Source organism: Nocardioides sp. LS1, from assembly GCF_003865225.1.
GTDB classification, from domain to species: domain Bacteria; phylum Actinomycetota; class Actinomycetes; order Propionibacteriales; family Nocardioidaceae; genus Nocardioides; species Nocardioides ginsengisegetis.
On the sequence record NZ_BIFF01000002.1, the window covers coordinates 1,903,487 to 1,916,297 of the forward strand.

Sequence of the window (12,811 nt, forward strand, 5' to 3'; positions counted from 1 at the left end):
CATGTGGTTCCACCCTTCCACCGCCCTCGCGGCGGGGCACTACCTCCACTGGGGCGTCATCAGCATCAGCGCCACCAACGCCTCGATCATCGTGTCGATGGTCGTCGTCTTCCTGCTCGCGATCGTCCTGCCCTTCCCGCACGGGAAGCGTGAGGACCCGACGGACCGGGACCCGCGATGAGCACCCGGGTCGCACCCGAGGACCAGCGCAGCTGGACCGTCGGGCTGCGCACGCGCCTGTCCACGCTCGTCCCGCCGGGACAGGCCCTGCCCGACCGGCAGCCGGCGTACGTAGCCTCCTGGATCTACGTCTTCGGGGTGCTCTCGCTCGCCTCGCTGCTGGTGGTGCTCGGCACGGGTGCCGCGCTCGCCGTGGGCGGCGCGGCCTGGTGGCACGAGTCGTCGCTGGGGCACTTCGTGAACTCGATGCACCTGTGGAGCGTGGAGCTCTTCTTCGCCACCATGGTCGTCCACCTCTGGGGCAAGTTCTGGATGGCGGCCTGGCGCGGCCGGCGCGCGCTGACCTGGAGCACCGGCGTCGTGGCCTTCGTGACCTCGATCGGCGCGGCGTTCACGGGCTACCTGTCGCAGTCGAACTTCGACTCGCAGTGGATCAGCGCCGAGGCCAAGGACGGCATCAACTCCATCGGCGTCGGCGCCTGGTTCAACGTGCTCAACCCGGGTCAGATGCTGCTGTGGCACGCGGTGCTCGTGCCCGTCGTGGTCGTGGCGATCGTCGTGTGGCACATCGTGCTGGTCCGTCGCCACGGCGTCGTGCCGCCGCTGGATGAGGAAGGACGCTGACATGGTCACCATCGCCGTCCGGACGCCGCGGGGAGCGCGGGGAAGCACCCCGGACTCCCACGACTTCCCGACCCGCCCCTACGACCTGGTGAAGGAGTTCGTCATCGCACTGGTGGCGATGACGCTGCTCACCGCGGTCCTGGCCGCCGCCTTCTCCTCCCCGGACGAGAAGGCGATCACGATGCAGGGCTGGGCCACGGCCGATCCCGCCGACGTCGTGGCCACGGCCACCGCCGAGCTGGCCGGCACGACCACGAGCGCGACGTACGGCGCGCCGTACAACCACGCGAGCGACGGCCAGAAGCTCCTCGGGCTCTCCCTGCAGAAGTGGGGCGGGGTCCGGATCCCGGTCGACTCCGCGGACCTGGTGCTCCAGCCGCTCGAGGCCCAGACGGGGAACGCCGCCGTCACGTCGGCGGTCCAGCAGTGGCGCGCCGCGTCGGCCACCCAGCAGCAGGCGTGGGCCACCGGCTACTCCGACGCGCTGGCCGCCGCACCGGGCGGCGACCCGGCCAAGGCCGCGACCGGTGACTACGGCCCCGTGCCGGCGCTGGCCGCAGGGCTCCTCGCCGTGGCGCAGTCGGGCGGTCTCGAGGGCGGGCTGACGTCGTCCGGCAACTTCTACGGAGGCGACCAGACCCGGGCCATGCTGCTGCTCTCGGACGGCGCCTACCTGGAGGACCTCGCGGTCGTGCAGAAGCTCGGCGGTGACCAGTGGGGCATGATGAACGAGACGGGCAACTACCCGGGGCAGCCGTGGATGTGGCTCTACACGTTCTGGTACCAGGTGCAGCCGTTCTCCACCTCGGAGAACGCCGATGCGCTCGTGTGGGGACTGATGATGGTCCTCACCCTGGGCCTGATGTTCCTGCCGCTGATCCCGGGTCTGCGTGACATTCCGCGGTGGATCCCGGTGCACCGGCTGATCTGGCGCGACCACTACCGCAGGCACTCGTCCGCGCGGCGGTGAAAGTATCGGCCCCCGTCCGGACATGTGACACCGTGGGGCAGGTGGACGGACACGGGGACGACCGACACGACGATCGACACAGCAACGACCGGCGCGCCCGCTTCGAGCGGGCCGCGCCCGGTCTGGTCGAGCCGCTGCGGCGGTTCCTGGCCCGGCGTACCGACCCCGCCACGGCGGAGGACGTGCTGGCCGAGACCCTCCTGGTCTGCTGGCGGCGGCTGGAGGACCTGCCCGCCGAGCCGTTGCCCTACGCCTACGGCGTGGCCCGCCACTGCCTGGCCAACGCCCAGCGCAGCGCGCGGCGCCAGGAGCGGCTGGCCGCGAAGATCGCGGCGGTCGACCCGCCCCGTGCCACCGTGCCCGGGCCGGGGGAGGGCGCCGACGACCTGCTCACCGAGGCGCTCGGCCGGCTGCGCCCCGACGACGCCGAGCTGTTGCGCCTGTGGGCGTGGGAGCAGCTGGGGCCGAGCGAGATCGCGACCGTCATGGACATCACCTCCAACGCGGCCTCGATCCGGCTGCACCGGGCCCGGCAGCAGCTGAAGGAGGCCCTGCGAAAGGTCTCCGGGCCGGCCGGACATGAGGAGTCGAGAGAAGGGAGGACGTCATGAGCGAGCTCGACGAGTTCGACCGGGACGACGCGCTGCTGGCCCGCCTGCGCGCGATCGACCCGGCGTCCGACCTGCCACCGGCTGACCCGTCTCGGGTGGCCAGACTCCTGGAGGACACGATGGCCACTGACCGGACCGAGGACCTGCACGCCGACGTGCACCACTACGAGCCGCCCGAGACGCGCGAGGACGGCACCCACGGCCGCGGCCTGCTGACCTGGATCGTCGCCGCCGCGGCGGTCGTCCTGATCGCCGGCGTGGGGGTCTTCGGGTTCCTCAGGCACGACGCCGGCGACGAGGTCCCCAGCGCGGGCGGCGACCCGACGGTGACCCAGCTCTCCGCGCCGGCCGCCACCAGCGGCAAGTGCATGGTCCCGTCCGCGCGGATCCTCTCGACGCAGGCGATCGCCTTCGACGGCACCGTCACCGACATCTCCGCCGACCTGGTGACGCTGGTCCCGACCCACTTCTACGCCGGCGACGCCACCGACCTGGTCAAGGTCCAGGCCGACCCGGAGGTGATGCAGGCCCTCGTCGGGGCGGTGAAGTTCCAGGACGGCGGCCGCTACCTCGTCTCGGCCACCGACGGCCGGGTCACGGTCTGCGGGCTCAGCGGCCCCTACGACGCCCGGCTCGCGGCGCTCTACGCCGAGGCGTTCCCCGGCTGATCGGGGTCCGTCTGCCAAGGTGGGCGCGTGACGCTCCAGGGAATCCTTCTCGCCGCCGGTGCCGGCACCCGCATGGGCCAGCCGAAGGCGCTGGTCCGCGACGAGGGCGGCGAGCCGTGGCTCGTCCAAGGGGTCCGGGCGCTGCGTGAGGGCGGCTGCGACCACGTGACCGTGGTCCTGGGCGCGGCCGCCGACGAGGCCTCCCCGTTGCTGGGCGACCTCGGCGTCGCGGTCGTCGTCGCCGAGGACTGGGCCGAGGGCATGTCCGCCTCGCTGCGCGCCGGCCTCGCCTCGGTCGCCGACGGGGACGCCTCGGCCGCTGTGGTCTCGCTCGTCGATCTACCGGATGTCTCGGCCGACGTGGTCCGGCGGGTCACCGATCTCGGCACCGACCACGGCACGCTCGCGCGGGCGTCGTACGACGGGGAGCCGGGCCACCCGGTCCTGATCGGCCGCGACCACTGGCACGGCGTGCTGGAGACGGCGACCGGTGACCGCGGCGCGCGCGACTACCTGGCGACCCACATGGTCTTCCTGGTCGAGTGCGGCGACCTGGCCACGGGCCGCGACCGCGACACCCCTGCCTGATCGGCCGCCGGCCGGCCGCCAACCCAGCGCCAACGCGCCCCGAAGTAGCCTCGACACATGGATCTGCAGTCGACCGGCGACGTGGCCGCCGCCCTGGGCGGGACCGGCTACCTCTGCGACGAGTCGCTGGCCACCGTCGGCTTCCTCGCGTTGAAGATGCAGCGGCCGCTGCTGCTCGAGGGTGAGCCCGGCACGGGCAAGACCGCGCTGGCCGAGGCGCTGGCCGAGGCGCTCGACCTGCCGCTGGTGCGGCTGCAGTGCTACGAGGGGATCGACGCCACCCAGGCGCTGTACGACTGGGACTTCCCGCGGCAGATCCTGCACCTGCGCGCCCTCGAGGCGGCCGGCGGCACCGCCGACGTCGAGGAGGCCGAGAAGAGCCTGTACGACGCCCGCTTCCTGCTCGCCCGCCCGGTGCTGGCCGCGCTCCAGCAGAGCCCCGCGGTGCTGCTGGTCGACGAGGTCGACCGCGCCGACGACGAGTTCGAGGCGTTCCTGCTGGAGGTGCTGTCGACCTACCAGGTGACGATCCCCGAGCTGGGGACCGTGCGGGCCGCGACCCCGCCGATCGTGGTGCTCACCTCCAACCGCACTCGCGAGCTGCACGACGCGCTCAAGCGCCGCTGCCTCTACCACTGGATCGACCACCCGGGCCTGGAGCGCGAGGTCGAGATCGTCCGCTCCCGCGCGCCCGAGGTCGCGGCCGGGCTGGCCCGCCAGGTCGTCGAGGTCGTCCAGCAGCTCCGCGACCGCCAGGACCTGCAGAAGCCGCCCGGTGTCGCCGAGACCCTCGACTGGGCCCGGGCGCTGCACCACCTCGGCACGACCGACCTCGACCTGGCGACCGCCGCCGCGACGCTCGGCGCGCTCGTGAAGTACCGCGAGGACGCCGACCGGGTCCGGCACGCCCTGGACCAGATGCTGCGCACATGACGGTCTCGACAGGCTCGACCACCGACGCCGGCTGGGTGCGCGGCGCCGACGAGGTGCTGCTCGGCTTCACGCGTGCGCTCCGGGCGGCCGGAGTGCCGGTCACCCAGGACCGGTCCCACGGCTTCCTCGAGGCGGTCGCGCTGCTGGGGCTTGCCGACCGGAGGGCGACGTACGACGCGGGGCGGGCCACGCTCTGTGCCGGCCCGGACGACCTCGAGCGCTACGGCCAGGTCTTCGAGGCCTACTTCAACGCCCGCGACGGGCTGCCGCGCTCGCGCCCGGCGCCGCCGACCGTGCCGGCGTTCTCCGACCTTCCGGAGACCGACGGGGAGGGGGAGGGCGAGGAGTCCGAGGAGGTGGTGCGGGCGCGCGCCAGCGCCGCCGAGGTGCTGCGGCACCGCGACGTCGCCCGCCTGTCCCCGGCCGAGCGGCAGCGGCTCGCCGGCATGTTCGCGACCCTGCGACCCCGGCCGCCGGTGCGTCGCACGGCCCGCCACCAACCCTGGCGTCGCGGCCAGGTCGACGCCTCCCGCACCCTGCGCTCCTCGCTGCGCCGGATGGGGGAGCCGGCGGAGATCTCCTGGCGCCGTCGCGGGGTCCGGCCCCGGCGGCTGGTGCTCCTGGTCGACGTGTCCGGCTCGATGAGCGGGTACGCCGACGCCCTGCTGCGTCTGGCCCACCGCTTCACGGTCGCGGGCGCGACCGGGCGCCGTCGCGGCGTGGTCGAGACGTTCACGGTCGGGACCCGCCTGACCCACCTGACCCGGGCGATGCGGCTGCGCGACCCCGACCGGGCGCTGGTCGCGGCCGGCGAGACCGTGCCCGACTGGTCCGGCGGCACCCGGCTCGGCGAGACCCTCAAGATCTTCCTCGACCGGTGGGGGCAGCGCGGGATGGCACGTGGCGCCGTCGTCGTGGTGTTCAGCGACGGCTGGGAGCGCGGCGACCCGGCGCTGCTGGCCGAGCAGGTCGAGCGGCTGCACCGCGTCGCCCACCGCGTGGTGTGGGTCAACCCGCACCGCGGCAAGGCCGGCTACGAGCCGGTCCAGCAGGGCGTGCTGGCAGTCCTGCCGCACGTCGACGACTTCCTCGCCGGCCACTCGCTGGCGACCTATGCCGACCTCGTGGAGGTGGTCTCCCGTGCGTGACGTGCTGACCGAGCTGCTGACCTGGTGGCGGGCCGGCGAGACCGTCGGCGTCGCCACCGTGGTGGCCACCTTCCAGTCCGCGCCGCGCCCGGCCGGTGCCTCGATGCTGGTCGGGCCCTCCGGCGACGCCGTCGGGTCGGTCTCCGGGGGCTGTGTCGAGGGCGCCGTCTACGAGCTGGCCGGCGAGGTCGTCGCGTCCGGCACCCCCGTCCTCCAGCGGTACGGCGTCTCCGACGACGACGCCTTCGCGGTCGGGCTGACCTGCGGCGGCATCCTCGACGTCTACGTCGAAAAGGTCGACCAGCACACCTTCCCCGAGCTCGGGCAGATCGCCGCCGACATCGAGGCGGGCCGCCCGGTCGCCCTCGCCACCGTCATCGAGCACCCCGACCCGGCCTGGCTCGGGCGCCGGCTCGTTGTCCGCCCCGACGAGGGGATAGTCCGTCACGAAATCGTTGGTGGGACCGATCCGCAACAACAGAAACGTGCCGGACTATCGCTCGGTTCGACGCGCGCCGACGACGCCGTCCACGACGACGCTCTCGGCCTGCTCGCGAGCGGCCACAACGCGACCCTGACCTACGGCCCCGACGGCGAGCGCCGCGGCGAGGGGATGCGGGTGTTCGTGTGGGCGTTCGCGCCGAAGCCGCGGATGCTGGTCTTCGGGGCGATCGACTTCGCCGCGGCGGTCGCCCGGGTGGGCTCCTTCCTCGGCTACCACGTGACCGTGTGCGACGCCCGGCCCGTCTTCGCGACCAACACCCGGTTCCCCGAGGCCGACGAGGTGGTCGTGGACTGGCCGCACCGCTACCTCCAGGCCGAGCGCGACGCCGGCCGCATCGACAGCCGCACGGTGATCACGGTGCTGACCCACGACCCGAAGTTCGACGTACCCCTCCTCGAGGTGGCGCTCCGCCTCCCCGACGTGGCGTACGTCGGCGCGATGGGCTCGCGCCGCACCCACGACGACCGGGTCGCGCGGCTGCGCGAGGCGGGCCTGGAGGACAAGGAGCTCGGCCGGCTCTCCAGCCCGATCGGCCTCGACCTCGGCGCCCGCACCCCGGAGGAGACCGCCATCAGCATCGCCGCCGAGATCATCGCCGGCCGGTGGGGCGGCTCGGGGGAGCGGCTCGGCACCACCGAGGGGCGGATCCACCGCGACCTGGCCTGACCCGGGCAGACCCAGACGGACTGTGACGCCCGTCACCTGGCCGGTGCTAGTTTTGCGGCAACGACGACTCCCAGGGGGGACCGTGGCGCGCAGCGAGCTGCAGGGACGCAGGGTCGAGGCCATGCGCGCCTGGACCGCGTTCGTCGAGGACGGCGACGAGGCCGAGCCGCTCGTCCGGCCCGAGATCCTGAGCAGCTGGGCCCGCTCCGAGGCCGCCATCAGCCACGACGTCACGCACGCCCCGCTCGCCGACGAGGGCGAGACCGCCGCGCTGTGGCGCGGCTCCCCGCTGCAGACAGCGGTCCAGCGGGTGGAGGCCGAGCTGCGCCGCACGGCCGAGGACGGCGACCTGGTCATCGCGGTCACCGACGCGCAGACCCGGATCCTGTGGACCTACGGCGGCCGGGTCATGCGGCGCAAGGCCGAGACGGTGAACTTCGTGGCCGGCGGCCGCTGGGACGACCAGAGCGTCGGCACCAACGCCCTCGACCTGGCCAACCGGCTCGACCGGCCGGCGATGGTCTTCAGCGCCGAGCACTACGCGCCGATCGTGCACAACTGGGTGTGCTGGGCCGCCCCGGTCCACGACCCCGTCACGGGCGCGCAGCTCGGCGTCCTCGACCTGTCGACGACCTGGGACCGCACCCACCCGATCGGGCTCGCGACGGCCCGCGTGATGGCCGCGCTGATCGAGACCGCCATGCCCCACTCCGCGCACCACCCGGGCGTCGTCGCCGACGAGACCGACGACCCCGGCCTGGTCATGACCCTGCTCGGCACCGCCGAGACGCGGCTCGACGGCCAGCGCCTGCTGCTCAACCGCCGCCAGACCGAGGTGCTCGCGCTGCTCGCCATGCACCCGGAGGGGTTGTCGCTGGAGCAGCTGCACGCGCTCGTCTACGGCGACCAGGCGGTGACCTTCTCGACCCTCAAGGCCGAGGTCTCCCACCTGCGATCGGCGCTCGGCGGGCAGCTGTCCTCGCGGCCCTACCGGCTGATGATGCCGGTCGTCACCGACGTCGAGCACGTCCTCGGCCTGCTCCGCCGCGGCCACGTCCGGGCGGCTGTCGAGGCCTACGGCGGCGACCTGCTCCCCGGCACCAACTCCCCGGCGCTGGGGGAGCTGGCCGAGTACGTCGCCGTGGCCGTCCGCGAGGCGCTGCTGGCCGACCCCGAGCCCGATGCGGTGGTCCGCTACAGCGAGCTCGCGCCGTACGACGCCGAGGTGATCGAGGTCTGCCTCGCCTCGCTCGCGGGGCGCCGGCATCCCGCCGTGCCGCTGCTCAAGGGCCGGCTGGCGGTCGCCCGCTCCTAGCCAACCTGTTGGCAACCCCGTGCTCCTAGCGTGATCGGCATCACACGTATCCGGCCATGCCCAGGGAGTCGTCCATGACGCGCATCAGCCTGACCGTCGACGGAGCATCGGTCTCCGACGACGTCGAACCCCGCATGCTTCTCGTGCAGTACCTCCGCGAGCGACTCGGCAAGACCGGCACCGTCATCGGTTGCGACACCAGCAACTGCGGCGCGTGCACGGTCCACCTCGACGGCACGAGCGTGAAGTCGTGCAACGTCCTGGCCGTCCAGGCCGACGGCCACGAGGTCACCACCATCGAGGGCCTCGCGCAGGACGGCCAGCTGCACGCGGTGCAGGAGGCGTTCCGCGAGTGCCACGGCCTCCAGTGCGGCTTCTGCACGCCCGGCATGATCATGCAGAGCGTCGACCTCCTCAAGGAGAACCCGCACCCGACCGAGGAGGAGATCCGCTTCGGGCTCGAGGGCAACCTGTGCCGCTGCACCGGCTACCACAACATCGTCAAGGCCGTGCAGCACGCGGCCGGCGCCACCGCAGGGGCGACGTCATGACCGCGGTCGAGCAACGCCCCGAGGTCGAGCGCGAGATCGGCCGCGACCGGCGCCGCAAGGAGGACCAGCGGCTGATCACCGGCCGCACGCGCTGGACCGACAACATCACGCTGCCGGGCATGCTGCACCTCGCGATGGTGCGCAGCCCCTTCGCACACGCCCGCATCACCGGGATCGACACCAGCGCCGCGCAGGCCGCGACCAACGTCGTCGCGGTGCTGACCGGCGCCGACCTCGGCGAGTCCCAGGGTGTCTGCATCAACGCCTGGGCGATCACCACCGAGCAGCTCACGCCGACGCACCTGCCGATGCCGAGCGACCGGGTCAGCTTCGCGGGCGAGATCGTGGCCGTGGTGGTCGCGCGCAGCGCCGCCGAGGCCCGTGACGCCGCCGAGCTCGTGGACGTGGACTACGACGTGCTGCCGGCCGCGCTCGACCTCAAGGAGGCCGCCGAGGACAAGGTCCTGGCCCACCCCGACCTCGGCACCAACAAGTCGGCGTTCTGGAGCTTCGACTCGGCCGATGCCGGGACCGGCGGCAACGTCGACGAGGCGATCGACCGGGCCCGCTCCGAGGGCATCCTGATCGAGCGGGAGTACCGCCAGCAGCGGCTCATCCCGGCCTTCATGGAGCCCCGGTCGGTCGTGGTCGACCCGACCGGTGAGCAGATCACCGTGTGGTCGGCGACCCAGATCCCGCACATCCTGAGGTTTGCGCTGGCCGCCACCACCGGGGTGTCGGAGTCCAAGATCCGGGTGATCGCGCCCGACGTGGGCGGCGGCTTCGGAGGCAAGCTCCAGCAGACGCCCGAGGAGATGATCGCCTTCGCGGTCGGGCGCCGGCTGGGCAAGCCGGTGAAGTACACCGAGACCCGCAGCGAGTCGCTCGTCTCGGCCCACCACGGCCGCGACCAGTGGCAGAAGCTCACCCTCGCCGCGACCAAGGACGGCCGGGTCACCGGCCTCAAGGTCGACCTGCTGGCCGACCTCGGCTCCTATGTCGCCATCGTCGGCGGCGGCGTGCCGGTCCTCGGCGCGTTCATGTTCAACGCGATCTACAAGTTCCCGGCCTACCGGTTCAACTGCCAGACGGTCTTCACCAACAAGACCTGGACCGACGCCTACCGGGGCGCCGGGCGCCCGGAGGCGACGTACGCCATCGAGCGGCTGATGGACGAGCTGGCCGCCGAGCTCGGGGTCGACCCGATCGCCGTGCGCGAGAAGAACTGGATCCGGCACGAGGAGTTCCCCTTCACCACCGTCGCCGGGCTGGAGTACGACTCCGGCAACTACGAGGCAGCGACGGCCCGGGCGATGGACATGTTCGGGTACGACGAGCTGCGTGCCGAGCAACGGCGCCGACGCGAGTCCGGCGACCCGGTCCAGCTCGGCATCGGCGTCTCGACCTTCACCGAGATGTGCGGCCTGGCGCCCAGCCGGGTGCTCGGCCAGCTCAACTACGGAGCCGGCGGCTGGGAGCACGCGAGCGTTCGGATGCTCGCAACGGGCAAGGTCGAGGTCGTCACCGGCGCCTCCGCGCACGGGCAAGGTCACGAGACGGCGTTCAGCCAGATCGTGGCCGACCGGCTCGGGGTCGCCTTCGAGGACGTCGAGGTGCTGCACGGCGACACCCAGATCGCCCACAAGGGCCTGGACACCTACGGCTCCCGTTCGCTCGTCGTGGGTGGGGAGGCGCTGGTCAAGGCGGTGGACAAGGTCATCGAGAAGGCCCGGCCGATCGCGGCCCACCTGCTCGAGGCGTCCGTGGACGACCTGGAGTTCTCCGGTGGCCGGTTCTCGGTGCGCGGCACCGACCAGGGCCTGGCCATCGGCGAGATCGCGACCGCGGTCTTCGCCGCGCACAACCTGCCCGACGGCGTCGAGCCGTCGCTGGACTCGGAGGCGACCTACGACCCGGTGAACTTCAACTTCCCGCACGGCACGCACCTGTGCGCGATGGAGGTCGACACCGAGACCGGGGCGGTGCGGATGCGCAAGTACGTCTGCTGCGACGACATCGGCAACATCATCAACCCGCTGATCGTCGCGGGGCAGGTGCACGGCGGCCTCGTCCAGGGCATCGCACAGGCGCTGTGGGAGGAGGCGGTGCACGACGACGCCGGCACGCTGGTGTCGGGCTCCTTCGTCGACTACCTGCTGCCGACCGCGGCGGACACGATCAGCTTCGACATCGACCACACCACGTCGCCGTCGCTGACCAACACGCTCGGCACCAAGGGGGTCGGCGAGGCCGGCACGATCGCCTCCACCCCGGCGGTGGTCAACGCGGTGGTCGACGCCGTGCGCCACCTCGGCGTCAACGACATCCAGATGCCGTGCACCCCCGAGCGCGTGTGGAAGGCCATCAACAGTGCCGGCTCCGGCGGCTCGACGGAGGGCGCGGCGATGCCGCACTTCGGTCACGGCGAACCCGGTCAGGACAGCACGGAAGGAGCGGGCGCATGATTCCCGCAGCGTTCGACTACCTCGCGCCCACGTCGGTGGAGGAGGCCTTGGCCGCGCTCGCCGAGCACGGCGACGACGCCAAGGTCCTGGGCGGCGGGCAGAGCCTGCTGCCGGTGCTGCGGATGCGGCTCAACGCGCCCGAGGTCGTCGTCGACCTCGGGCGGATCGAGTCGCTGCGCGGCATCCGCGAGGACGGCGACGCGATCGTGATCGGCGCGATGACGCCGCACGCGACCGTCGGCACCGACCCGCTCGTCGCGCGGCACGCAGCCCTGATCGCCAAGGCGGTCGAGCACCTGGCCGACGCGCAGGTGCGCCACCGGGGCACGTTCGGCGGCGCGCTCGCGCATGCCGACCCCGCGGGGGACCTCGGGGCGCCGGCGCTCGCCCTCGGGGCGGAGTTCGTGATCGCCGGCGGCGGCGGCACCCGCACGGTGGCGGCCGACGACTTCTTCGTGGACCTCTTCGAGACCGCGATCGCCGAGGGCGAGATCCTCACCGAGGTCCGGATCCCCAAGCACACCGGCTGGGGCGCCCACTACGAGAAGTTCGTGCGCGTCGCCCACCAGTGGCCGATCGTCGCGGTCGCCGCCGCTGTCCGGGTCGAGGGCGGCACCATCGCCGAGGCCCGGGTCGGGCTCACCAACATGGGCTCGACCCCGCTGCGGGCCCGTACGGTCGAGGAGGCACTGGCCGGCCAGCCTGCGACCGACGAGGCCGTGCGGTCGGCCGCGGCGCATGCTGCCGATGGCGCCAACCCGCCCTCGGACCTCAACGGCGACGCCGACTACCGGCGGCACCTCGCGACGGTCCTGACCCGGCGAGCGGTGCTCGCCGCCGCGGGGGCCTGAGGCCCGTGGACCTGACCCACCGCTTCACCGTCCCCACCCCGGTCGAGGAGACCTGGGCGCACTTCCAGGACATCGCCGGCCTGGCGACCTGCTTCCCGGGCGCCACGGTGACCTCGGTCGAGGGCGACACCTTCCAGGGCTCCTGCAAGGTCAAGCTGGGACCGATCGCGCTGGTCTACAACGGGTCCGGCACGTTCGTGGAGAAGGACGAGGCGGCGCACCGCTTCGTGGTCGAGGCCAACGGCAAGGACAAGCGCGGCAACGGCACGGCGGGCGCCACGGTCACCCTGGCCATGGCGGCCGGCGCCGCCGATCCGACGTCCACCGACGTGGAGGTCGTCACCGACCTCGCGATCACCGGCAAGCCGGCGCAGTTCGGGCGCGGCGTCATGCAGGACGTCTCCGACAAGCTGCTCGGTCAGTTCGTCGCCTGCCTGGAGAACCGGCTCTCGCCCGAGCCCGAGCCCGAGCCCGGGCCCGCACCCGCTGCCGTACCCGCGGCTGCGGCTCCGGAGCCGGCTCCGTCACCCCGGCCATCGCCGGCGGTCGCGCCGCCTCCGCCCCCGGCGTACGACGGGGACGACGCGCTCGACCTCGGCGCGACCGCCCTCCCGATCCTGCTGCGGGCCTACTGGAAGCCGGTCGCGGCTGTGCTCGCCGTGGTCGCGCTCGTGATCTGGTGGCTCAGCGGGCGGGACTGATGTGACGGATAGTCCCCAACGCAATTGTCGTGAAA

14 protein-coding genes are annotated in these 12,811 nt (G+C 72.9%); all 14 read left to right on the forward strand.

The features are described from left to right. The first annotated feature begins 1 nt into the window (after position 1). Positions 2-181: a hypothetical protein gene (locus EJF31_RS13800; protein WP_125037572.1), complete on the forward strand. Its 180-nt coding sequence runs from the start codon at positions 2-4 to the stop codon at positions 179-181. Then, positions 178-804 carry a cytochrome b N-terminal domain-containing protein gene (locus EJF31_RS13805; RefSeq protein WP_125037573.1) on the forward strand — a complete coding sequence of 209 codons (627 nt, stop codon included), beginning with the start codon at positions 178-180 and terminating at the stop codon, positions 802-804. The genes EJF31_RS13800 and EJF31_RS13805 overlap by 4 nt, the downstream gene beginning before the upstream one ends. 1 nt (position 805) lies before the next feature. After that, complete coding sequence (locus tag EJF31_RS13810) at positions 806-1,774, forward strand: hypothetical protein (protein ID WP_125037574.1); 969 nt, start codon at positions 806-808, stop codon at positions 1,772-1,774. Between the two features lie 41 nt (positions 1,775-1,815). Continuing rightward, complete coding sequence (locus EJF31_RS13815; RefSeq protein WP_125037575.1) at positions 1,816-2,385, forward strand: RNA polymerase sigma factor; 570 nt, start codon at positions 1,816-1,818, stop codon at positions 2,383-2,385. Next, on the forward strand, positions 2,382-3,053 hold the full coding sequence (locus EJF31_RS13820; protein WP_125037576.1) for a hypothetical protein: 672 nt from the start codon (positions 2,382-2,384) through the stop codon (positions 3,051-3,053). The genes EJF31_RS13815 and EJF31_RS13820 overlap by 4 nt, the downstream gene beginning before the upstream one ends. A gap of 27 nt (positions 3,054-3,080) precedes the next feature. Then, a complete protein-coding gene (locus EJF31_RS13825; protein WP_125037577.1) occupies positions 3,081-3,641 on the forward strand; it encodes an NTP transferase domain-containing protein in 561 nt (186 codons plus the stop codon). A gap of 57 nt (positions 3,642-3,698) precedes the next feature. Further along, positions 3,699-4,574, forward strand: a complete 876-nt coding sequence (locus tag EJF31_RS13830) for a MoxR family ATPase (protein ID WP_125037578.1) — start codon at positions 3,699-3,701, stop codon at positions 4,572-4,574. Further along, a complete protein-coding gene (locus EJF31_RS13835; RefSeq protein ID WP_125037579.1) occupies positions 4,571-5,722 on the forward strand; it encodes a VWA domain-containing protein in 1,152 nt (383 codons plus the stop codon). Before EJF31_RS13830 ends, EJF31_RS13835 begins: the two co-directional genes overlap by 4 nt. After that, positions 5,715-6,893 carry an XdhC/CoxI family protein gene (locus EJF31_RS13840; protein WP_185736261.1) on the forward strand — a complete coding sequence of 393 codons (1,179 nt, stop codon included), beginning with the start codon at positions 5,715-5,717 and terminating at the stop codon, positions 6,891-6,893. The genes EJF31_RS13835 and EJF31_RS13840 overlap by 8 nt, the downstream gene beginning before the upstream one ends. Positions 6,894-7,014: 121 nt before the next feature. Beyond that, a complete protein-coding gene (locus EJF31_RS13845; RefSeq protein WP_125037581.1) occupies positions 7,015-8,208 on the forward strand; it encodes a transcriptional regulator in 1,194 nt (397 codons plus the stop codon). A 74-nt stretch (positions 8,209-8,282) separates the two neighbouring features. Further along, positions 8,283-8,759: a (2Fe-2S)-binding protein gene (locus EJF31_RS13850; RefSeq protein WP_125037582.1), complete on the forward strand. Its 477-nt coding sequence runs from the start codon at positions 8,283-8,285 to the stop codon at positions 8,757-8,759. Further along, positions 8,756-11,224: a xanthine dehydrogenase family protein molybdopterin-binding subunit gene (locus tag EJF31_RS13855; protein WP_125037583.1), complete on the forward strand. Its 2,469-nt coding sequence runs from the start codon at positions 8,756-8,758 to the stop codon at positions 11,222-11,224. Before EJF31_RS13850 ends, EJF31_RS13855 begins: the two co-directional genes overlap by 4 nt. Continuing rightward, positions 11,221-12,075: a xanthine dehydrogenase family protein subunit M gene (locus EJF31_RS13860; protein WP_125037584.1), complete on the forward strand. Its 855-nt coding sequence runs from the start codon at positions 11,221-11,223 to the stop codon at positions 12,073-12,075. The genes EJF31_RS13855 and EJF31_RS13860 overlap by 4 nt, the downstream gene beginning before the upstream one ends. A 5-nt stretch (positions 12,076-12,080) precedes the next feature. Beyond that, entirely contained in the window at positions 12,081-12,776 is a 696-nt protein-coding gene (locus EJF31_RS13865; protein ID WP_125037585.1) for an SRPBCC family protein, read from the forward strand. Positions 12,777-12,811 lie beyond the last annotated feature (35 nt).